This window comes from Nonomuraea sp. IBHARD001 (assembly GCF_056106265.1).
Map to the genome: position 1 here is coordinate 3,822,749 of NZ_JBWBBW010000002.1, position 20,079 is coordinate 3,842,827.

Annotated in this window: 20 protein-coding genes; 6 read left to right on the forward strand and 14 right to left on the reverse strand. The window is 72.9% G+C overall.

What is annotated here, in order from left to right:
* Nucleotides 1-30: 30 nt before the first annotated feature.
* Together ACTWNK_RS19475 and ACTWNK_RS19480 are read right to left on the reverse strand one after the other, a co-directional pair.
* Nucleotides 31-1,443, reverse strand: coding sequence for an MmgE/PrpD family protein (locus ACTWNK_RS19475; protein WP_474305715.1), 1,413 nt, complete (start codon nucleotides 1,441-1,443; stop codon nucleotides 31-33).
* Between the two features lie 12 nt (nucleotides 1,444-1,455).
* Nucleotides 1,456-2,253: a cyclase family protein gene (locus ACTWNK_RS19480; RefSeq protein ID WP_474305717.1), complete on the reverse strand. Its 798-nt coding sequence runs from the start codon at nucleotides 2,251-2,253 to the stop codon at nucleotides 1,456-1,458.
* 113 nt (nucleotides 2,254-2,366) lie between these two features.
* Here ACTWNK_RS19480 and ACTWNK_RS19485 point away from each other — a divergent pair, with 113 nt between their 5' ends.
* Nucleotides 2,367-3,791, forward strand: a complete 1,425-nt coding sequence (locus tag ACTWNK_RS19485; protein ID WP_474305719.1) for a dihydroorotase — start codon at nucleotides 2,367-2,369, stop codon at nucleotides 3,789-3,791.
* On the opposite strand, the gene ACTWNK_RS19490 is transcribed toward ACTWNK_RS19485, so the two are convergent.
* The 4 genes from ACTWNK_RS19490 to ACTWNK_RS19505 form a co-directional block, all read right to left on the reverse strand.
* Nucleotides 3,788-4,570, reverse strand: coding sequence for an ABC transporter ATP-binding protein (locus ACTWNK_RS19490; protein ID WP_474305721.1), 783 nt, complete (start codon nucleotides 4,568-4,570; stop codon nucleotides 3,788-3,790). The genes ACTWNK_RS19485 and ACTWNK_RS19490 overlap by 4 nt on opposite strands.
* Nucleotides 4,567-5,622 (reverse strand): FecCD family ABC transporter permease, encoded by a 1,056-nt coding sequence (locus tag ACTWNK_RS19495; protein ID WP_474305723.1) that lies wholly within the window; start codon nucleotides 5,620-5,622, stop codon nucleotides 4,567-4,569. Before ACTWNK_RS19495 ends, ACTWNK_RS19490 begins: the two co-directional genes overlap by 4 nt.
* Nucleotides 5,619-6,686: an ABC transporter substrate-binding protein gene (locus tag ACTWNK_RS19500; RefSeq protein WP_474305725.1), complete on the reverse strand. Its 1,068-nt coding sequence runs from the start codon at nucleotides 6,684-6,686 to the stop codon at nucleotides 5,619-5,621. The genes ACTWNK_RS19495 and ACTWNK_RS19500 overlap by 4 nt, the downstream gene beginning before the upstream one ends.
* A 79-nt stretch (nucleotides 6,687-6,765) precedes the next feature.
* Complete coding sequence (locus ACTWNK_RS19505) at nucleotides 6,766-7,356, reverse strand: MFS transporter (RefSeq protein ID WP_474305727.1); 591 nt, start codon at nucleotides 7,354-7,356, stop codon at nucleotides 6,766-6,768.
* 63 nt (nucleotides 7,357-7,419) lie between these two features.
* Between ACTWNK_RS19505 and ACTWNK_RS19510 the strand changes: the two genes are divergently transcribed.
* Nucleotides 7,420-7,758 carry a hypothetical protein gene (locus tag ACTWNK_RS19510; RefSeq protein WP_474305729.1) on the forward strand — a complete coding sequence of 113 codons (339 nt, stop codon included), beginning with the start codon at nucleotides 7,420-7,422 and terminating at the stop codon, nucleotides 7,756-7,758.
* A 9-nt stretch (nucleotides 7,759-7,767) separates the two neighbouring features.
* Here ACTWNK_RS19510 and ACTWNK_RS19515 read toward each other — a convergent pair whose 3' ends face one another.
* From ACTWNK_RS19515 to ACTWNK_RS19540, 6 genes are all read right to left on the reverse strand, one after another.
* Nucleotides 7,768-8,550: a DUF1295 domain-containing protein gene (locus ACTWNK_RS19515; protein WP_474305731.1), complete on the reverse strand. Its 783-nt coding sequence runs from the start codon at nucleotides 8,548-8,550 to the stop codon at nucleotides 7,768-7,770.
* Nucleotides 8,550-9,749, reverse strand: coding sequence for a class I SAM-dependent methyltransferase (locus ACTWNK_RS19520; protein ID WP_474305733.1), 1,200 nt, complete (start codon nucleotides 9,747-9,749; stop codon nucleotides 8,550-8,552). Before ACTWNK_RS19520 ends, ACTWNK_RS19515 begins: the two co-directional genes overlap by 1 nt.
* Nucleotides 9,746-10,969 (reverse strand): class I SAM-dependent methyltransferase, encoded by a 1,224-nt coding sequence (locus ACTWNK_RS19525; RefSeq protein WP_474305735.1) that lies wholly within the window; start codon nucleotides 10,967-10,969, stop codon nucleotides 9,746-9,748. Before ACTWNK_RS19525 ends, ACTWNK_RS19520 begins: the two co-directional genes overlap by 4 nt.
* Entirely contained in the window at nucleotides 10,966-11,649 is a 684-nt protein-coding gene (locus ACTWNK_RS19530; RefSeq protein ID WP_474305737.1) for a DUF1365 domain-containing protein, read from the reverse strand. The genes ACTWNK_RS19525 and ACTWNK_RS19530 overlap by 4 nt, the downstream gene beginning before the upstream one ends.
* Nucleotides 11,643-12,860 (reverse strand): NAD(P)/FAD-dependent oxidoreductase, encoded by a 1,218-nt coding sequence (locus ACTWNK_RS19535; RefSeq protein WP_474305739.1) that lies wholly within the window; start codon nucleotides 12,858-12,860, stop codon nucleotides 11,643-11,645. Before ACTWNK_RS19535 ends, ACTWNK_RS19530 begins: the two co-directional genes overlap by 7 nt.
* A gap of 62 nt (nucleotides 12,861-12,922) precedes the next feature.
* Nucleotides 12,923-14,173: a cryptochrome/photolyase family protein gene (locus ACTWNK_RS19540; RefSeq protein ID WP_474305741.1), complete on the reverse strand. Its 1,251-nt coding sequence runs from the start codon at nucleotides 14,171-14,173 to the stop codon at nucleotides 12,923-12,925.
* A 93-nt stretch (nucleotides 14,174-14,266) separates the two neighbouring features.
* Here ACTWNK_RS19540 and ACTWNK_RS19545 point away from each other — a divergent pair, with 93 nt between their 5' ends.
* From ACTWNK_RS19545 to ACTWNK_RS19555, 3 genes are all read left to right on the forward strand, one after another.
* Complete coding sequence (locus tag ACTWNK_RS19545; RefSeq protein WP_474305743.1) at nucleotides 14,267-15,187, forward strand: MerR family transcriptional regulator; 921 nt, start codon at nucleotides 14,267-14,269, stop codon at nucleotides 15,185-15,187.
* An 83-nt stretch (nucleotides 15,188-15,270) separates the two neighbouring features.
* A complete protein-coding gene (locus ACTWNK_RS19550) occupies nucleotides 15,271-15,753 on the forward strand; it encodes an RNA polymerase sigma factor (protein ID WP_474305745.1) in 483 nt (160 codons plus the stop codon).
* Nucleotides 15,750-16,703, forward strand: a complete 954-nt coding sequence (locus ACTWNK_RS19555) for a YbgA family protein (RefSeq protein ID WP_474305748.1) — start codon at nucleotides 15,750-15,752, stop codon at nucleotides 16,701-16,703. The genes ACTWNK_RS19550 and ACTWNK_RS19555 overlap by 4 nt, the downstream gene beginning before the upstream one ends.
* On the opposite strand, the gene ACTWNK_RS19560 is transcribed toward ACTWNK_RS19555, so the two are convergent.
* Nucleotides 16,680-17,159 (reverse strand): MarR family winged helix-turn-helix transcriptional regulator, encoded by a 480-nt coding sequence (locus ACTWNK_RS19560; protein WP_474305750.1) that lies wholly within the window; start codon nucleotides 17,157-17,159, stop codon nucleotides 16,680-16,682. The two genes, ACTWNK_RS19555 and ACTWNK_RS19560, sit on opposite strands and share 24 nt — an antisense overlap.
* Before the next feature lie 88 nt (nucleotides 17,160-17,247).
* On the opposite strand from ACTWNK_RS19560, the gene ACTWNK_RS19565 reads away from it, so the two are divergent.
* Nucleotides 17,248-19,341, forward strand: coding sequence for an MMPL family transporter (locus ACTWNK_RS19565; RefSeq protein ID WP_474305752.1), 2,094 nt, complete (start codon nucleotides 17,248-17,250; stop codon nucleotides 19,339-19,341).
* Here ACTWNK_RS19565 and ACTWNK_RS19570 read toward each other — a convergent pair.
* Entirely contained in the window at nucleotides 19,338-20,075 is a 738-nt protein-coding gene (locus ACTWNK_RS19570) for a PspA/IM30 family protein (RefSeq protein WP_474305754.1), read from the reverse strand. The two genes, ACTWNK_RS19565 and ACTWNK_RS19570, sit on opposite strands and share 4 nt — an antisense overlap.
* Nucleotides 20,076-20,079 lie beyond the last annotated feature (4 nt).

Sequence of the window (20,079 nt, forward strand, 5' to 3'; positions counted from 1 at the left end):
AGAACGACCTCCTCACCCCGCCCCCTCACCTCACCCCACGACGGTCAGCGCCATCACCTCACCCACAGCCCCGACGCCCTCCATCCCCCGCACAGCCTCCAGCAACGCCGCCACCCGCCCCGCGTCGAGCCCGCCCCTGCCCGCGTTCGTCGCGAACTTCGCCGCCAGCTCGTCCCCGGTCAACGGCTGCTCGGGCCCGCCACGCGAGGAGTCCACCCGGTGTTCGACGACACCCCCGCCCCGCACCCGCACCCGCACCACCGCCGCGAACGCCGTGGGAAAGATCTCCGAGGCCCGCTCGTCCGCCACGCACCGCACCCGCCCGGCCAGCTCCAGCACCGCCGGATCGAGCACCGCGAAGTCGTCGAGCGCCAGCCCCAGCCCCCCGCCCCCGAGCAGGGCCGCGGCGACGGTGTACGGCCCGGAGAACTTCGCGTGGTAGGCGGTGCGCGGCCTGACCTTCTCCTCGTACGGCTCCGCGATCGTCGGCAGCACGGGGGCGGGCACACCGAGTTCGATCGCGACGACGTCGCCGGGCTCGACGCCGCGAGCGCGCAACGCCAGGGCGCAGTCGATGACCGGATGGGTGAAATGGTTGGCCGGGTACGGCTTGTACACCGTGCGCAGCAGTTCCCACCGGGTGCCCAGGCCGGACATCAGCGCGTCGGCGTCGTAGTGGCCGTCCAGCCATGCGCTGAAGAAGCCGAACCTGCCCTCCAGCACGGTCGGCGGGCCGCTCACCCCTTCGGCGGCGAGCACGGCGGCGCTGACACCGCTGTGCGCGGCCCAGCCGCAGTGCACGCGTTTGACGGTGCCGCCGGTGCGGTTGGCCTCGATGAGGCCCGAACCCATGCTGGCCGCGATGCCCATCGCATGGGCGACGCCCGCCGCGTCCAGGCCGTGGACCAGTCCGGCGGCGACGGCGGCGCCGAGCGTGCCGCAGATGGACGTGGCGTGCTGGCCCCTGGCGAAGAACAGGGAGTTGCGCGCCTGCGGCAGGTACGACGCCATGCCGAGCCGGTTGCACACCTCGATCCCGGCGGCGACGGCGGCGACCACGACGGCGCCGCTCGCACCGGTGGCCTCGGCGGCGGCCAGCGCGGCGGGCACGACCGGCGCACTGGGATGCAGCACGGACGGCAGATGCGTGTCGTCGTAGTCGAGGCTGTGTGCGAGCGTGCCGTTGACCAGCGCGGCCGACGGCGCGGGCAGCCTGGCCCCGGAGCCGATCACCCCGGACTCGGGCGTGCCCGACCACCGCAGGGCGGCGCGCAGCACGGCGGGCGCGGCGTCGGCGTCCGGCTCGCCGTACGCGGCCAGGCAGTTGCCGAGCACGTCGAGCACCCGTCCGGGCACGTCGGCGCGTACCTCGACCGGCAGCGCGCCGTCACGGCACGCGACGGCGAACTCGGCCAGCACGGCGGCATACGGCGCACTGCTCACGGCGGGCCCCTTTCAGGAGGCGACGAAGGCCAGCGGTCGCACCGGAGCGCCGGTCGCGCCGACCAGCGGCAGCGGGTTCAGCACGAGCAGGAACTCCCGCGCCCGGGCGTCGAGCAGCGCGTCGAGGCGCATGGTCTCCACGATGTTGATCCCGGCCTCCACCAGCAGGATGCGATGGACAGGCAGCGTGGCGTGCCCGCGCCCGGCCGCGATGTGCTCGAACGCGATGCTCTCGCCGCCCACCACCCGTGGCCGCCGCTCGGCCAGCCATCTGGCCGCCCCCGGCCCTGGCCCCGGCACCCCGGCACGCGCCCCGACGAACGCCTCGGGCTCGCTCCAGCGCCGCGACCACCCGGTCCCGACCAGTACGGCGTCGCCGGGCTCGACCTCCAGCGGCCCGGCCGCCGCCTCCAGGTCGGCGGCGGTGACCTCGTACCCGGCGGGCAGCACGTCCACCCCGTGCACGGCGGCGACGTCGAGCAGCACGCAGCGACCGGCGTACGGCTCGAAGGTGTCGATGCCGAGGTCGCCGAAGCCGTCGTGCGTGGTCAGGTCGGCGGCGCGACGGCCGCCGTGCAGCAGGCCCTCGTGCGAGACGTGGGCGAGCGCGTCGACGTGGGTGCCGACATGGCCGCCGGTGAGGATGACCTCGTTGGCCGCCGAGCCGCCGTCGGCGCGCACCAGGTCACCGTGGCGGCGTTCGACGACCATCCGGTAGGGCGGGTGGTTGGGCGACTGCGGCATGCCCTTGCGCATGGGCTGGGCGAGGTCGTACATGCGGGTGGCGGCCAGGGCTTTCCAGGGGGACATTCGGCCATGCGCCCTTCTGTGCCACGAACCCGGCGGACCCAAAGGATGTTGTTCCTATTTGCGGAATGTTGTTTCAGACTGTACCCACTCGCGGTCTTCGAAAGGAACCCCCGATGCCTCGCTACGATCTGCTCGTCAAGGGCGGCCTGCTGGTCCTGCCCTACCACGGCGAGATCAGGGCCGACCTCGGCGTCAGGGACGGCCGCGTCACCGCCCTCGCCGAGGACGTCCCGGTCGCCGAGGCGGCCGAGATCGTCGACGCCAGGGGCCGGATCGTGCTGCCCGGCGCGGTCGACGCGCACTTCCACCTCGGCATCTACCGCGATCTGGCGCTCGACGCGCACGAGGAGACGCGCTCGTCGCTGGTGGGCGGCGCGACGAGCGTGCTGTCCTACTTCAGGACCGGACAGCACTACCTCGACCGGACGGGGCCGTACGAGACGATCTTCCCCGAGGTGCTGGAGCGGGTCGGCGGCAACGCGTGGACCGACTACGGGTTCCACCTGGCGCCGATGACGGTCGAGCAGGTCGAGGAGATTCCCCGGCTCGTGGCCGGGCACGGCGTCACCTCGTTCAAGTACTACATGTTCTACAAGGGCTTCGACCTGGCGGCCAACAGCAGGGACGCCCAGGCGTTCACGATGGGCGACGAGTACGACCTGGGGCACCTCTTCCTGATCATGGAGAAGCTGGCCGAGACGCAGCGCGCCCACCCAGGGCGGCGGCTCTCGCTGTCGCTGCACTGCGAGCAGTCGGAGCTGATGCGTGTCTTCATCGACCGGGTACGCCGTTCGGGCGCGCCGCAGAACCTGCGCGCCTACCACGAGGCCAGGCCGCCGCTGACCGAGCAGGTGGCCATCGCCGAGGCCGCCGCCATCGCCGCGCACACCGGCGTGCACGTCAACTTCCTGCACCTGTCGAGCGCCGAGGCCCTGCACGCCGCATCGGCCGTGCCCGGCCGCAGGGAGACCACCCTGCACCACCTGTGCCTGGACTGCGACGACCTCGACGCCAAGGGCGGCACGCGGGCGCTCGGCGCGAAGGTGAACCCGCCGATCCGCACCCGCGCCGACAACGAGGCCCTGTGGGAGGGCGTGCGCGACGGCAGGATCGACTGGGTCGCCTCCGACCACGCCTGCTGCATGGAGGAGCACAAGGGCGAGGACCTGTGGCCGGCCAGACCCGGCTTCGGGGGAACCGCCCTGCTGTATCCCGTCCTGTTCTCCGAAGGACACCTGCGGCGCGGCCTGCCGCTGACCAGGCTCGCGGAGGTGGCCTCCGCGAGCCCGGCCAAGGCCTACAACCTGTGGGGCCGTAAGGGCAGCCTGGCCGTGGGCTTCGACGCCGACCTCACCGTCGTCGACCCCGGCCTGACCCGTACGGTGACCCCGGACCTGCTGCTGTCGGGCCAGGACCACTGCCCGTTCGAGGGCGTCCGGGTGACGGGCTGGCCGGTCGCCACGGTCGTCGGCGGCCGTGTCGCCTTCCGCGAGGGCGAGACGATCGGCCGTCCGCAGGGCGCCTACCTGCGTCGCTAGGGCACCGCCTCGCCGCCCGTGTGGTCGTAGGCGATCAGCACGCCTCCCGTCAGCGGATGGCGCACCACGGCCGCCCGTACCCCGAACACCTCCCACAGCAACGAGGTGGTCAGCACCTCGCCCGGCGTCCCCGAGGCCACGATCCGCCCTTCGCACAGCACGTGCAGCCGGTCGCACACCGCGGCGGCGGCGTTGAGGTCGTGCAGGGCGGCCAGCGTGGTCGCCCGCTGACGGCGCAGCAGCGCCAGCAGCTCCACCTGGTGGCGTACGTCGAGGTGGTTGGTCGGCTCGTCGAGCACCAGCACCTTCGGCTCCTGTACCAGCGCACGGGCCAGCAGCACCCGCTGCCGCTCACCGCCCGACAGCCCGGTGAACGAACGCGAGGCCAGCCCGGCCAGCCCCACCTGCCCGAGCGCCTCCTCCACCAGCGCCCTGTCCCGCCGATCCTCACGCGCGAACGCCCGCTTGTACGGCGTGCGGCCCATCGCGACGACCTCGCGCACGGTCAGCTCGAAGTCGGCCGACCGCTCCTGCGGCAAGGCGGCCACCACCCGGGCGGTGGCCGTCGCGCTCTGCTGCCACAGGTCCTCGTCGCCGAGCACCACACGGCCCGCCGCCGGGCGCAGATGCCGGTAGACCGTGCGCAGCAGGGTGGACTTGCCGCTGCCGTTCGGCCCGACGAGTCCGGCGATCTCGCCCGGCCCGACCAGCAGCCCGACGCCGGAGACCACGCGCCTGCCGGTCAGCTCGACCGACACCTCCTCAAGGGCCAGCCTCACGAGCGCTCCAATCGCCGGTCCAGCAGATAGAGGAACAGCGGAGCGCCGATCAGCGCGGTGACGATGCCGATCGGGATCTCCTCGGGTTCGAGTGCGACGCGTGCCACGACGTCCACCGTGACCAGCAGCACCGCACCGGCCAGCGCCGAGATCGGCAGCAGCCTGCGATGGTCGGCGCCGACCAGCAGGCGTACGACGTGCGGGACCATCAGCCCGACGAAGCCGATCGCGCCCGACACCGACACCAGCAGCGCCGTCAGCGCACTCGTCACTACGAACAGCTCACGCCGCAGCCCGGCCACGTCGATGCCGAGTCCGGCCGCGCTCTCGTCGCCGACCAGCAGCGCGTTCAGCGCCCTCGACCTGGCCAGCAGGGCGAGCAGCCCGAGTGCGACACCGGCGGCGGGCAGCGCCAGCAGCCGCCACTCGGCGCCGCCGAGGCTGCCCAGCATCCAGAACAGCACGCCCTTGGTCTGCTGCACGTTCCCGGCCCGCAGGACGACATAGCTGGTCAGCCCGGACAGCAGATGCCCGACGGCGACGCCGCCGAGCACCAGCCGCATCGGCGCGTACCCGCCGCCCCTGCGGGCGATCAGCCACACCAGCCCGAAGGCCATCAGCGCCCCGGCGAAGGCGGCGCCCGGCAGGCCGACGCCCAGCAGCACGCCGGAACCGCCGAACACGATGACGGTCACCGCGCCGAGCGAGGCGCCCGACGAGATGCCCAGCAGGTAGGGATCGGCCAGCGGATTGCGGACCAGGGCCTGCACGACCGCGCCCACCATCCCGAGCCCGGCCCCGACGACCACCGCGAGCAGCGCGCGCGGCAGCCGTACCTGCCAGACGACGACGTCCTCGTTGAGCGTCCACGCGGCGGCGTCGCCGAAGCCGGTCAGCCGGAAGGCGACGATGCGCCACACGGTGCCCGCCGCGATGTCGAGCGAGCCCCACGACACCGCCACCGTGAGCGCCGCGACCAGCGCGAGCAGCAGGGCGGCGACGACGGCCGAAGGACGCAGGCGTACGGCGTCCGCCGTCGTGCCGGGCCTCACGGCATCCGGCCGGGGTGCAGGAGCGCGGCCAGGCGCTCGACCGTGGCCGCGTTGCGCACCCCGCCCGTCGTGGTCGGCTCGGAGCGCACGCGCAGGAACCTGCCCGCCCTGACCGCCTTCAGGTCTCGGGTCGCGGCGAACGTGGTGAGGAAGCGCTCGGCCTCGTCGAAAGCGGCCTCGTCGGCGGCGGCTGAGCCCCTGTTGCGCACGCCGAGCTGGATCCAGTCGGGGTCGCGCTCGACGACCTCCTCCCAGCCGACCTTGGTGAAGTCGCCGTCGCAGTCGGCGAAGGCGTTGCGCGCACCCGCGAGCGCGTACACGGCGTTGGCCACCTGGCGGTTGCACGGCGTCATCGGCGCGTCGGTGCCCGCGTCGTAGTCGAAGAAGAACACGCTGGGCCGCTCGGAGTCGGGCACCGGCCCCACGGCGCGCGCCACCTTGGCCAGCGTGGCGTCCATCTCGGCGACGAGCGCGGCGGCACGGCCGGCGGCCCCGGTGATCGCGCCGAGGCGGGTGATGTCCTGCCGGATGAGCGTCAGATCGGTCTGCGGGGCGTTCATCGTGGCCGCGCAGGCGGTCGAGCGCAGCAGGAACGGCCGCATCCCGACCTGCGCCATCTGCTCGGGCGTGGCCACATCGGCCATTCCGGCGACCGAGCCCCACGCCTCGACATAGGTGTCGGCGCCCGAGCCGAGCAGCTGCTCGCGGCTGATCCCGGTCATGGAGCCACCGGTGGCGCTGCCGCCCAGCGCCTTGACCTGGGCCGCGGCGGCCTCGAACTGCTCGGGCAGGTCGCCCTTGCCCGGCGGGAAGCCGGTGCCGACGACCTTGTCCTGCTGACCGAGCCAGAAGAGGATCTCCAGGCCGGTGGCGTTGCTCGTGACGATCTTCGTGGCCGGGCGGTCGAAGGTGACGACCCTGCCGGTGCAGTCGGGCACCTGGACGGGGAAGCCCGCGCCGGTCGCGGCGGCGGGCGCGACGGGCGCGACGCCGCCTGTGCCCGCGCACGCGGCCAGCACCAGGGCGCAGGCCGCAAGTCCCAGGGGACGGGAAAGGGAGAACATGTCGTACGACTCCGTGATCGTGGAAGGACCGGGGGAACGGCACGCGGCCACGACCGAGCCGGGCGGCACGCCGTACGTGTCACCCGATCCGGCAGTGGTCCGCCACGATCACGAGAGGAGGGCCGCGCCGCGACACCGCATGGCGCAGCAGCGCCGAGACGGGCAGCGGCACATCGGCCGCGGGCGCCGGGCGCGGGACGGGTCCGGCGCCGAGCACCCGGGGATCGGCGAACAGCAGCAGCAGTCGCAGCCCACCGGCCACGAACAGCCGTACCAGCGACCACAGGGCGCGCTCGCCCTTGGCCAGCCACCAGGCCGTCACCAGCACCGCCCAGCCGTGCGCCACCAGCATGCCGAGCCCGGCGACGCCGCCCGCGTGCTCGCCGTGCGGGGCGACGGCGGGAGCCCCGGGCGCGGCGGCCGGGCACATCAGGACGAACAACTGGTGCAGGGCGTACTGCCCGAGCGAGAGCACCACGAGGATCGGCATCGTCGCCCGCTCACGCCAGGCCAGCGCGAGCGCCGGACCCATGGCGGCCACCAGGGCCGCGGCGACGGCCTGGGCGTGCAGCATGCCGCCGCCCGCCACGTGCGCGAACGCGGCCAGCGCGACGCACACGACGGCGAAAACGGCACCCCGTGCCGCACGCAAGAGCAAGATCCCGGACATGGCACCGGCATACTCCCACACGACACGGCCGCATCCGGCACACGGGTCGGCCACGATGGACCCATGGACATGCGTGAGGTGCTCGAGCGCGGCCCGATCGGCCGCTGGCGTACGGCGGGCGTGCTGCCGGGCGACGAGATGGTGTTCGAGGCGGGAGGCGAGGGCCGCATGCGCACCCGCTCGGCGGTGTTCGGCGAGGAGACGCTGGAGTTCCGCTGGCGGATGGCGGCCAGGGCGACCCTGGTCATCAAGGTCGTCGACGACGAGCCCGCCGGTGAGGTCGTCGTCCCGATGGAGATCCGCACCCACGACGACGCCACCGGCGCCCACGCCGTCCTGGGCGAGCGGGGCACCGGCGGCTTCTGGCTCTCCCTCGACCCCCTGGAACGCATCGGCGACTGACCCGCGCGCTCACCGCCGCCTGGGCGGCAGCGGGAAGAACCCGCTGGTGCGCCGCACGTAGTCGGCATACCCGGGCCGGGTACGGCTGAGCTGCTTCTCCAGCAGCGGCTTGCCCGTCTTGGCCACCAGGAAGTACGTCATCGCGACCGGCGACAGCACGGTCAGCACGCCGGGCCAGTGGGCGGCGGCGACGAGGAACAGCCCCCACCACACGGCGGCGTCGCCGAAGTAGTTCGGATGCCTGGTGTAACGCCACAGCCCGGTGTCGAGCACCCGCCCCTTGTTCGCCGGATCGGCGCGGAACCTGGCCAGCTGCAGATCGCCGATCGCCTCGAACGCGAACCCGACCACCCACACGGCCACCCCCACCCAGCCGACCACGCCGACGCCGGTCCCCTGCGACGTCATGGCCACGACCACCGGCAGCGAGACGAACAGCATGACCACGCCCTGCGTCACATAGATCGTGCGCACCGCGTAGGCCAGCCGGGAGCCGGGCGCCTTGGCCAGCATGCGTTCGTATCGCGGGTCCTCGCCCTCACCGGCGTTGCGCCTGCCGATGTGCACGGCCAGCCGTACCCCCCACACGGCGGTCAGCGCCAGCACCAGCAGCCGCCTGCCGGGATCGCCAGAGGTCAGCAGGAACGACACCAGCGCGACGAGGGTGAAGCCGAGCCCCCACGCCACGTCGATCACCGAGTGCCTGCCGAGCCGCACCGCGACGGCGGCCGTGGCGGCCAGCAGCACGGCGACGGCGGCGGCACAGGCGGCCAGCACGATCGGCAGCCCCATCACGGCCTCCTCAACAGGATCTGGTGCACGTCCATCCGGCCCTGCTCGAAGGCGAGTCCGCCGCCGACCAGGTACAACCGCCATACCCGCGTCTGCTCCTCGCCCACCATGGCGACGGCATCGGCCAGGCGCGACTCGAAGGTGGCACGCCAGTCCTCGACCGTGCGCACGTAGTGCGGGCCCATCGCCTCCATGTGCTCGGCGTTCAGGCCCGGCGCCTCCAGCAGGCCGATGGTGCGGCCGACGGGACGCATGTGCATGTCGGGTGCGATGTAGGTCTCGATGAACGGCCCGCCGCCCGGATGGCCGGGCCCTCTCGACATCTGCTGGACCAGCACACGCGCGCCCGGCCGGGCCAGCCGGTGCAGGGCCGATGCGTAGCCCGGGTAGGCGGCGCGGCCGACGTGCTCGCCCATCTCGATCGAGGCCACCGCGTCGTAGGGCCCGTCGGCGACGTCGCGGTAGTCCTGCAGCCGCACCGTGACATCGAGCCCGGCCGCACGCTGTTCGACGAACCTCTTCTGCTCGGCCGACAGGGTGACGCCGGTGGCGCTGACGCCGTACTCGCGGGCGGCGTGCAGGAGCAGCGAGCCCCAGCCGCAGCCCACGTCGAGCAGCCGCATGCCGGGCCGCAGCCCCAGCTTGGTACAGACGAGGTCGAGCTTGCGGCGCTGGGCCGAGGCCAGGTCGTCGCCGGGACCGTAGTAGGCGCACGAGTAGGCCATGGAGTCGTCGAGCAGCAGCCGGTAGAAGTCGTTGGACAGGTCGTAGTGGTGGGCGATGGCCGCCCTGGCCCTGCCCCTGGTGTGCGGACGGCCCCGCAGCCTGGCCTCGGCGGCGGGCGGCGCGGGACGCGGCCCGAGCACGCCGAGCAGCGAGGGCAGCGAGCGCAGCGCGGCGGCGACGGCGGCCCTGGGACGCGGCGCCGTGCCCCGCACCAGGCGGAAGCCTTCGGCCATGTCGCCCTCGACGTCGAGCGCGCCGCTCACGTACGCCCTGGCCAGGCCGAGCTCGCCGGGGCTCCACAGCAGGTGACGCAGGGCCAGCGGGCTGCGCAGCACCACGACGGGCGTGCCGTCCGGCCCGTGCTCGCCGCCGTCCCAGGTCCGCAGCCGCAGCGGCGGCGCGCCGTCGAACAGGGCGTCGAGCACAGGCCCCAGCGCCGAGGTCAGGGCGCCCGATCGGGTGGTGGCGCTCATCGCAGGGCCTTCCTTTCGAGGGTGAACTGCCAGACGTCGAGGTATCCGGAGCGGAAGCCCGCCTCGGAGTAGGCCAGGTACAGCGTCCACATCCGGTGGAAGGTCTCGTCGAAGCCGAGCGCGCCCACGGCATCCAGGCGTTGCAGGTAGCGCTCGCGCCACAGCCTGAGCGTCTGGGCGTAGTGCTCGCGCAGGGACTGCCTGCCGACGATGGTCAGGGGACCGAGGTTGTCCTCGATCGCGGTCACGGAGGGCAGCATGCCGCCGGGGAAGATGTACTTCTGCACCCAGGTATGGGTGTCGCGGCTGGCCAGCATGCGGTCGTGCGGCATGGTGATCGCCTGCAGCACGATCCGGCCGCCCGGCGCCAGCCGCCTGTGCAGCACGTCGAAGTAGGCGGGCCAGTACTCGGCGCCGACCGCCTCGATCATCTCGACACTGGCGACGACGTCGTAGGCGCCGCCGACCTCGCGGTAGTCGCACAGCCGGATGTCCACCCTGTCGCTCAGCCCGAGCGCGGCCACCCTGCGCAGCGCCAGCTCCCGCTGCTCGCCCGACAGTGTCACGCTCACCACGTCGGCCCCGCGCGCCGCCGCCCTGATCGCGAGCTCGCCCCAGCCCGTGCCGATCTCCAGCACCCGGCAGCCCGCCCGGACCCTGGCCTGGTCGAGCAGCCTGTCGATCTTGGCGCGCTGCGCCGCGGCCAGCCCGTCCCAGGTGGCGGCGGCGGGATCGTCGAACAGGGCGGAGGAGTAGGTCATGCTCTCGTCGAGGAACTCGGCGAACAGCTCGTTGGACAGGTCGTAGTGCCGCCGCGCATTGGCCCGGGCGCCGCTCTCGGTGCCGAGGTCGGCGGCGGGCTGCCTGCGTACGGCCAGGCGGCGCAGGCGTTGCAGCGGGGCGGGCACCAGGGCCGCAAGCCGGGAGGCGAACACGGTCAGCACGCCGACCAGGTCGTCGGCGTCCCAGTCGCCCGCCATGTACGACTCGCCGAAGCCGATCAGGCCGCCCGCGCCGACCCGCCGGTAGAACGCCTCGGGCTGGTGCACGCGCATCACCGGCCCCTCGCCGGGCGCGGGCGGCCGGTCGCGGAAGGCGACCCTGATGGGCAGGCCGGACACGGCGTGGCGGAACAGTTCGCGTGCGACGAGGGCACGCAGCGGCCCCGAGGGCAGCACGCCCAGGGCCGCCCACGGATGGTGCTGCGTGGTGGAGGTCATCGGTGCTCGTCTCCTCTGGTGGCTGCTGCTCGGGGCACGACTTTCAGGCCCCGCAGGTACAGGCCGACGCCCTGTCGGTGGATGCGCAGGATGGACACGAGCGGCGCCAGCGGATGCCTGGCGAACAGGCGCAGCAGCGCGGCCGTGCTCGCGGGCCTGCCGAGCCCGCGCACACCGGCGGCGAACGGCGGATGGCCCTGCCGGTGCAGGGTGACGCTCAGCGCCAGCCGTTCGGCGGGCAGCGGCAGGTCCAGCCGGTAGTACCCCTCGATCTCGTTGAACGGCGAGACGTAGAACTCCTTGGCCGTCTCGCGCTGGCCCGGCATGAGCAGGTAGCGGTGGCTCGCGCCGTAGGTGTTGTGCACCTCGGCCACCGTGCAGACCACCTCGCCGTCACGCAGGCACCAATAGACGGTCAGCGGGTTGAACACGTAGCCGAACACCTTGGCCTGGGCCAGCATCAGCACCTGATCGGCGGCCAGGCCGTGCCCGGCGATGAAGGCGTCGATCCCGGCGCGGTCGGTCATGCCGTGGAAGGAGGCGAGGGCGCGCAGCGGGCCCGGCGGTCTCGGCAGGTCGTCGAGGTCGACCAGCCACAGGTAGGAGCCGTAGCTGAAGACGTTGCGCACCGGGGCCGAGCGCGCATGCGTGATCACGCAGTCGTACAGGCGGCTCACCATCGGCGGCCCAGCCGCTCGGCCGCCCTGACCCCCGACCGGCAGCCGTCCTCGTGGAACCCCCAGCCGTGATAGGCCCCGGCGAACACGACGCGCTCGTCGTCGAGCGTGGGCAGCCGCTGCCTGGCCGCGACCGAGTCCGGGGTGTAGGCCGGGTGTTCGTAGACCATCCTGGCCAGCACCTCACGCTCGGGGACCTGCCCGCCGAGTGTGACCAGCAGGCGCCGCTCGCCGGGCAGGTGCTGCAGCCTGGTCATGTCGTAGCTGACCCCTACCCGTTCGGCGCGGTCCTGACAGGAGTCCATCCGGTAGTTCCACGAGGCCCCGGCCCCGCGCGCACGCGGCAGCACCGAGGCGTCGGTGTGCAGCACGGCCTCGTTGCGCGTGTAGCCGATGGCGCCGAGCACCGACCGCTCGACCGGCGTGGGCGTGGCCAGCAGCCGGAGCGCCTGGTCGGGATGCGTGGCCACCACCGCCGCGTCGAACCGCCTGACCCCTCCCGCCTCGAACTCCACCCCACGCCCTGTGCGGCGAAGCCCGCTCACCGGTGTGGAGGTGTGCACGGCGTTCAGCCCCTTGGCCACCCGCTCGACATAGGTGCGCGACCCGCCGACGACCGTGCGCCAGCGCGGCGACCCGCCGACCGACAACATGCCGTGGTTGTCGAGGAAGACGAACAGATAGCGGGCCGGATACCGCCCGGCGACCGAGGCCGGGCACGACCAGACGGCGGCCACCAGCGGGATGATGAAATGCGCGGTGAAATAGGGGGAGAACCCGGCCGTGAACTCCGCCAGCGTGCGCTCGTCGCCTTCGGCCAGGGCCTTGCGCGCCGCCCGGTGGAACCTCGGCACCTCCGCCAGCATGCGCAGGTAGCGTGCGCGCGGCAGCGGCTGGGCGAACAGGCCGCGCGGGCCCTTGCCGCCCGCGTACTCCAGGCCGCAGCCGCCGCAGGAGACCGAAAGGCTCATCTCCGACTCCTGGGTCGCCACGCCGAGCTCCTCCAGCAGCCTGCTCAGCAGGGGGTAGGTACGCCGGTTGTGCACGATGAACCCGCTGTCGACCGCGACGTCGCCCACGTCGTGGGTGTGGGCGTGCCCGCCGAGCCTGTCGTCGGCCTCGAACAGGGTGACCTCGTCGTGGCGGGCCAGGACGTGCGCGGCGGTGAGCCCGGCCACACCGCTGCCGATGACCGCGATCCTGCGTCCTGCCATACGTGCTCCCTTCGTCGGAGGGCCTCCCACGGGACATTCGGCGCCGAAGGCCCAGCGGATCGCTACAAGCTGGTGAGCGGCGCCGGATATCCGGCGGCCAGCATCGGCGCCTCCCAGGGGGTGTGGACGAGCGGCGCCGGGATGCCTTCGAGCTCGGGCACGTAACGCCTGACGTACTCGCCTTCGGGGTCGAAGCGCCTGGCCTGGCGCAGCGGGTTGAACACACGGTTGGGCCTGGTGTCGTTGCCGGTGCCCGCTATCCATTGCCAGTTGCCCGAGTTGTTGGCCACGTCGCCGTCGAGCAGCAGGTCGAAGAAGTGCGCCGCCCCGATCCTCCAGTCGATGCGCAGATGCTTGACCAGGTACGAAGCGGTGATCATGCGTGCCCTGTTGTGCATGAAGCCCTCGGCGGCCAGCTGCCGCATCCCGGCGTCGACGATCGGCACGCCGGTCATGCCCGCCTTCCACGCCTGGACCGCGTCGGCGTCGTCGCGCCACTCGATCGGGCGGCTGCGGTAGTCGCGGGTGTTCAGGTCGGGGAAGGCGAAGGCGACCTGGTGGTGGAAGTCGCGCCAGCACAGCTGCCTGACGTAGTCCTCGTTGCCGCATCCGGCCAGCTCGAGCGGTGAAAGGCAGCCGAAGCGCAGGTAGGGGCTCAGCCGTGAGGTGCGCGCGCCCGCCAGGTCGTCGTGGCCGTCGGCGTAGTCGTCCAGGCACATCCGCGTCCAGGCCAGCATGCGCCGCCGCGCCGCGCTCTCCCCGCCGCGGACGGCGCCGTACGGCGTGGCCGATGGGATCACTCCGGCGTCGAGGCCGGGCGGCAGCGTCACCTTGGCCGGAGGCTCGGCCACGGCCCTGCGCGGCGCCTGGCTCCAGGCGCGCCAGTACGGCGTGAACACCTTGTAGTGGTCGCCGCCGCCGGTCGGCCGCAGCAGGTCGGGCGGCACGACGGTGACACCGGGGAAGCGCCGTACCTCGACCGGGCCGTCGGTGAGCGCCGCCTGCCTGCGTCTGGCCAGGGCGCTGACGTCGGCACTGGTGTAGACGGCTCCGGCTCCCGTCTCGGCCGCCACCCGCATCGTCTCGGCCACGGTGTCACCGCGCCGCAGCACCAGGTCGCCGCCGAGCTCACGCAACGAGGCCCGCAGATCGGCCAGGCACTCCAGCAGGAACGGCGTGCGCCTGCCCGAGGGGATCGAGGGGTCGAGCACGAACAGCGGCACCACCTGGCGCGCCCGCTCGCAGGCGGCGGCGAGCGCCGGATGGTCATGGACCCTGAGGTCCCGGTTGAAGAGCACGATGACGGTGTCCACCCCCGAGTATTCGCGCGACAGGGCGAGGTGGTTGCAACCCGCCGCTCCCGCGATCCGAAACAATGAGAGGGACGACCAGGGACGGAAGGTGCAATGGACGAGGCCGGGGTGGTCACCACCGACGACGAGCCGGGCTACGGCATCGGCGCCGTCTCCCGCCGCCTCGGCGTGCCCGCCCCCACCCTGCGCACCTGGAACCTCAGGTACGGCATCGGCCCGAGCAGGCGGAGTCCGGGCGGGCATCGGCGTTACGACACGGCCGATCTGCTGCGCCTGGAGGAGATGAACCGGCTGATCCACGCGGGCGTGCCCCCTGCCGACGCCGCCCGCTCGGCCCTGCGCCTGCCCGCACCGCCCGCACCGGCCGCGCCCGAGGCCGCGCGGGCCGCCGTCGCCCAGGAGGCCGGGGGGCACGTGCCCACAGTCGCGATGCTGGCCAGGGCCGCGCTGGCGCTGGACAGCTGGACCGTCGCCGAAGGCGTGGCGGCGGCGCTGGGCAGGCACGGTGTGGAGTGGACGTGGGATCGGCTGGTCAGGCCGGTGTTCGAGACGATCTGCCGCCGCCAGGAGGAGACGGGCGCCGGGATCGAGGTCGAGCACCTGTTCTCCGGCGGCGTGCTCGCCGCCCTGCAGCCGTTGACCGCCGGACCGGCGCGGGCGGTCAACGAGCGGCCCGTGCTGCTGGCCTGCGCCGAGGACGAGCAGCACAGCCTGCCGCTCTACGCGCTGGCCGCCGTGCTGACCACCGAGCACCGGGTGGAGACGCGGGTGCTCGGCGCCCGCACGCCGTACCCGGCGCTGGGTGATGCCATGCGCAGGCTGGGGCCGTCGGTGGTGTTCGTGTGGTCGCAGCTGGCCCAGACCGGCGATCCCGGGCCGCTGGAGTCGCTGCCCGCGCTCAGGCCGCCCGCCCGGCTGGTGCTCGGCGGGCCGGGCTGGGACGTGTCGAAGGGCGCCCGGCCGGTGGGCTCGTTGCGTGACGCGGTCGGCCGCGTTCTGTCGTACCTGCGCTGATCTCCCCTGTCTTGGTTGCGCGCATGGTCTAGGCTCGGGTTGAATAAGTTTTGAATAGGTTATCTCTTGAGAGGAGAGCGGTGATGGACGCTCTCGCCGAGTGCTACCGCACGCACGCCGCACTGGTGCGCTCCTACCTGCGCAGGCTGGTGCCTGCCGAGGACGTCGACGATGTGACCCAGGTCGTGTTCGCCGAGGTCTGGCGCTCACGTGAGCGCTACGACCCCGAGCGCAGCCTGCGGGCCTGGGTGCTGGCCATCGCGCACAAGCGCGCGGTCGACCACCTGCGCGCCAGGCGCCCGCCCACCGTGCCGCTTGAGGCGGTCGGCGACCCGCCTGGCCACGACGGGCGCACCGACTCGGCCCTGCTGGCCGACCGCGACCTGCTCGACCGGGCGATGGCCGAGCTGCCCGCCGGTCAGCGCGAGGCCATCGAGCTGGCCTACTACGACGACCTGAGCCAGCGCGAGATCGCCGAACGGCTGCGCGTGCCGATCGGCACCGTCAAGGCCAGGACCTCGCGCGGGCTGCACCGCCTGTCCGCCCTGCTGGCGGAGGCGGCGTGAACGGGCAGCCGACCCCCGTGGTGGCGGTCTCCAGCTGCCTGCTGGGCGAGCCCGTGCGCTTCAACGGCGGCCACAGCCGCGACAGGTTCCTTTCGGGGGAGCTGGCCGCGCACGTGACGTGGGCGCCGTTCTGCCCCGAGATCGAGGCGGGCCTCGGCGCGCCGCGCGAGACGCTGCGCCTTGAGCAGGGGCAGGCGGGCCCGAGATTGATCACCCGCACCACCAAGGTCGACCTGACCGACACGATGACGGACCTGGCGGGCGCCCGTGTGGCCGCGCTCGGCGACGTCGACGGCTATGTGTTCAAGGCCAAGAGCCCGAGCTGCGGCATCCACGGCATCCCCGTCTACGCCCCCGGCGGCCAGCCGGTCGACCGGCGCAACAAAGGGGTGTTCGCCGCCGCCGTCATGGCCGCCTACCCGCTGCTGCCGGTCGAGGACGAAGGGCGGCTCAACGACGCGCTCATCAGGGAGAGCTTCGTCGAGCGCGTCTTCGCCCACGCCCGGCTGCGCGCCTTCCTCGCGGGCGGCTGGCGGGCCCGTGACCTGGTCGACTTCCACTCCAGGCACAAGATGCAGATCCTCGCCCACGACCCCGTGCACTACCGGGAGGCCGGGCGGGTGGTGGCACGGGCGGGTGCGCGGCCCAGGGAGGAGCTCGCGGCCGACTACGCCCACGCCTTCCGTACGGCGCTGGCCAGGAAGGCGTCGGTCGGCAGGAACACCAACGTGCTGCAGCACTGCCTCGGCATGCTCGACCTCGATCCGGAGCGCCGGGCCGATCTGGCCGAGGTCATCGCCGGGTACCAGGCGGGCCGGGTGCCGCTCAGCGTGCCCGCGACGCTGCTGCGGCACAACGCCAAGGGGGAGCATGCCGCCTATGTCCGCGACCAGACCTACTTCGCCCCCTTCCCCGACGAGCTGCGCCTACGTCACCATCTCCCCGCCTGACTCCTGCCTGGCCCGCGTCGTCGCCTCGGTCGTACCGGCCAGGAACCTGCCGATCACCTGCCGCTCCTCGTCGGTGAACTCCTCGATGGCGGCGCTGAGATGACGGCCGAGCGGGGCGAAGAACTGCCCGGCCAGCCGTACGGCCTGCTCGTTGAGGACGACCTCGACCTTGCGACGGTCGGAGGTGCTGCGCCGCCGTTCCACATGGCCGACCTGCTCCAGGCGGTTGATGAGCGCGGTGGTCGCGGGCGGGCTGAGCGTGAGCGCCGCGCCGAGCTCGCCGGGCGTGAGCGGGTGCCCGGCGTTGTAGGCGTCGAGGATGACGACGACGGCATTGAGGTCGGTGCGGTGCAGCCGATGGGCGGCGGCGAAGCGTTCGACGAACCTGTCGCTCTCCACGTTGAGCCGGCGCATCGCGATCATCAGCTCGAACGCGCTCGGTGTCTGCGCCGTCACGATCCTCCTTCCGGCGGGGTTGCCATCGACGGTGATGCACCCCTAGTCTTTCCACCGTCGAATTATTCCACAATGGAAAGAGTTAACTGTGTGGCGTGCAGAGCCTAGCCGGTGGGACCGGCTGTGGAGCAGCGGCGGCAAGTGGGTCACGATCGTGGTCGCCGCCCTGCTGTCGGGACTGGCCCTGGCCTTCGGCGGCTCGGCCGAGGTGAGCACCGACCCGGCCGACGCGCTGCCCAAGGGCGCCGAGTCGGGCGAGGTCGCCTCGCTGCAGCGGCAGTTGCCCAGCGGGCAGGTGCTGCCCGCCCTCGTCGTCTACAGTGCGAGCGGCCCGCTCGGCCAGGCCGACAAGGACGCCGTGGCCGCCGACGCCGCGCGGTTCGCCCCGCTCGCCGTCGGCGGGAAGCTGCCGCCGCCGATCACCTCGCCCGGCGGTGAGGTGATGACCCTGACCGTGCCGCTGCCCGGCACGCTGGGCAACGCCAAGCTGACCGAGACCGTCGAGTCCATCAGGACCGAGGCACGCGCCGGGCTCGCTCCCGGCACCAAGGCCGAGGTGACCGGCGGCGCCGGGTTCCAGGTCGACCTGGCGGCCGTGTTCAAGGGCGCGGACATCACGCTGCTGGCCGTCACCGCGAGCGTGGTCGCCCTGCTCCTGCTGCTGACCTACCGCAGCCCGTGGCTGTGGCTGGTGCCGCTCACCGTCATCGGCGTCGCCGACCAGGTCGCGGCCAAGGCCGTCGCCGCGCTGACCCGGGTCACCGGGCTCACCGTCGACGACTCCACGCTCGGCATCACCTCCGTGCTGGTCTTCGGCGCGGGCACGAACTACGCCCTGCTGCTCATCGCCCGCTACCGCGAGCAGTTGCGCGTGCACGACGACAGGCACCGGGCCATGTCGGTCGCCGTTCGCTCGGCCGCGCCCGCCATCCTGGCCAGTTCGGCCACGGTCGCCCTGGCACTGTGCACGCTGCTGTTCGCCCTGGCCCCCTCCAGCAGGGCCATCGGTATGGCGGGCGCGATCGGCATCGTCATCGCGGTCGGCTACGCGTTGCTCGTGCTGCCCGCGGCGATGGTGCTGTTCGGCAGGGGCCTGTTCTGGCCGTTCGCCCCCAAGGTCGGCCAGGCCGATCCGGCGCGCACGGGCCTGTGGCGCAAGGTCGGCGAGGTCGTGGCCGCACGGCCGGTCGTCATGCTGGTGGCGGGCACCGCCGTACTCGCCCTGCTCGGCCTCGGTGCGATGGGCGTCAAGAGCGGCCTGTCGCAGACCGAGCAGTTCCGTGAGCGCGTCGAGGCCATCGCCGGGCAGGAGACGCTCAGCGCCGCCTTCCCCGCGGGAAGCGCCCAGCCGGTCACCGTGATCGCCGCCGCCCCCGCGGCCGACCAGGTGCTCAAGGCGGCCGAAGGCGTCGAAGGCGTCGACACCGCCCGGATGGCCGACCGCACGGCCGATCTGGCCCGGATCAATGTCGTGCTGACCCAGGAGCCGGGCACACCGGCCAGCTTCGCCGCCGTCGAACGGCTGCGCGAGGCCGTGCATGCCGTACCCGGAGGGCAGGCGCTGGTGGGCGGGCCCGAGGCGGCCGATCTGGACGAGCGTGACGCCGCCGCGCGTGATCGGCTCGTCGTCATTCCGATGGTGCTCGGCATCGTGCTGATCGTGCTGCTGCTCCTGCTGCGGTCGGTCGTGGCGGCGATCACCCTGGTGCTGACCGTGATCGCCAGCTTCGCGGCCAGTTTCGGCGCCGGGTGGTTCGCCTTCGAGCACTTCTTCGGCTTCCCGGCGATGGATCTGGCGGTGCCGCTGCTCAGCTTCCTCTTCCTGGTCGCGCTGGGGGTGGACTACAACATCTTCCTCAGCCACCGGGCCAGGGAGGAGGCGGCCAGGCAGGGCACGAGGCCGGGTGTCGTCACCGCGCTCGCCGTCACCGGCGGTGTCATCACCAGTGCGGGCATCGTGCTGGCCGCCGTCTTCGCCGTGCTGGGCGTGCTGCCGCTCATCACGCTGACCCAGCTCGGCGTCATCGTCGGCTTCGGCGTCCTGCTGGACACGCTGCTGGTGCGCAGTGTGCTGGTGCCCGCGCTGATCACCCTGTTCGGCGACCGCTTCTGGTGGCCCAGCAGGCCGACGCCCGCCGCCGAACCGGCCACGGCCGAGCCGGGTGTGCCGGCCGCACGCTAGGACTCGACCTCGGGCTTGCGCATGCTCTGCCTGATGGCGTCGAGACGGGCCTCGCCCTCCATGTCGATCGCGGCGCGCTCGACCTCGATCATGCGCGCCTCGACCGAGTTGGAGCTCAGTTCGGCCTCGCCCAGGGCACGGGCGTAACGCTTCTCGATCTTGTCGCGGACCTGGTCCAGTGTCGGCGTGTCGCCCTGGGGGGCGAGCGCCGACAGGTCGCCCATGGCCCGGTTGAGCTGCTCCTGCATCGTGGCCTGGTCGAGCTGCGACAGCAGGCGCATCCGCTCGGCGATCTTGCGTTGCAGGGCGAGCGCGTTGTTCTCCACCGCCGCCCTCGCCTGGCCGGATGCCTGCTGGGCGCGCTGGTGCATGGCCTGCATGTCGGCCATGGCGCTCTCGGCGGCGACCAGCCTTCCGGCGAAGGCGCGGGCGGAGTCCTCGTAGGAGGCCGCCTTCGCCTCATCGCCACCGGCCCTCGCCCGCTCGGCGAGCAGGACCGCCTGGCGGGCGCCGGCCTGCAGCTTCTCCGCCTCCTCCACCGCGCGGGCGTACTTCAGCTCCAGCTCGCGCTCGTTGCCGATCACCACGCCCGCCTGCTGGGTGAGCCGCTGGTGCTGCTCCTTGGCCTCCTGGATGGCCTGCTCGATCTGCACACGAGGATCGGCGAGCTCGTCGAGCCTGCCCGACAGCGCGGCGACGACATAGCGCCAGGCGCGGCGCACGACCTTCAGCATGGGG

Coding starts and splice junctions, on each gene's coding strand:
- ACTWNK_RS19500 (WP_474305725.1), bottom strand. CDS start 6,686: ATGTTCTCCCTTTCCCGTCCCCTGGGACTTGCGGCCTGCGCCCTGGTG.
- ACTWNK_RS19480 (WP_474305717.1), bottom strand. CDS start 2,253: ATGTCCCCCTGGAAAGCCCTGGCCGCCACCCGCATGTACGACCTCGCC.
- ACTWNK_RS19525 (WP_474305735.1), bottom strand. CDS start 10,969: ATGACCTCCACCACGCAGCACCATCCGTGGGCGGCCCTGGGCGTGCTG.
- ACTWNK_RS19515 (WP_474305731.1), bottom strand. CDS start 8,550: ATGGGGCTGCCGATCGTGCTGGCCGCCTGTGCCGCCGCCGTCGCCGTG.
- ACTWNK_RS19550 (WP_474305745.1), top strand. CDS start 15,271: ATGGACGCTCTCGCCGAGTGCTACCGCACGCACGCCGCACTGGTGCGC.
- ACTWNK_RS19485 (WP_474305719.1), top strand. CDS start 2,367: ATGCCTCGCTACGATCTGCTCGTCAAGGGCGGCCTGCTGGTCCTGCCC.
- ACTWNK_RS19570 (WP_474305754.1), bottom strand. CDS start 20,075: ATGCTGAAGGTCGTGCGCCGCGCCTGGCGCTATGTCGTCGCCGCGCTG.
- ACTWNK_RS19530 (WP_474305737.1), bottom strand. CDS start 11,649: ATGGTGAGCCGCCTGTACGACTGCGTGATCACGCATGCGCGCTCGGCC.
- ACTWNK_RS19520 (WP_474305733.1), bottom strand. CDS start 9,749: ATGAGCGCCACCACCCGATCGGGCGCCCTGACCTCGGCGCTGGGGCCT.
- ACTWNK_RS19505 (WP_474305727.1), bottom strand. CDS start 7,356: ATGTCCGGGATCTTGCTCTTGCGTGCGGCACGGGGTGCCGTTTTCGCC.
- ACTWNK_RS19510 (WP_474305729.1), top strand. CDS start 7,420: ATGGACATGCGTGAGGTGCTCGAGCGCGGCCCGATCGGCCGCTGGCGT.
- ACTWNK_RS19535 (WP_474305739.1), bottom strand. CDS start 12,860: ATGGCAGGACGCAGGATCGCGGTCATCGGCAGCGGTGTGGCCGGGCTC.
- ACTWNK_RS19545 (WP_474305743.1), top strand. CDS start 14,267: ATGGACGAGGCCGGGGTGGTCACCACCGACGACGAGCCGGGCTACGGC.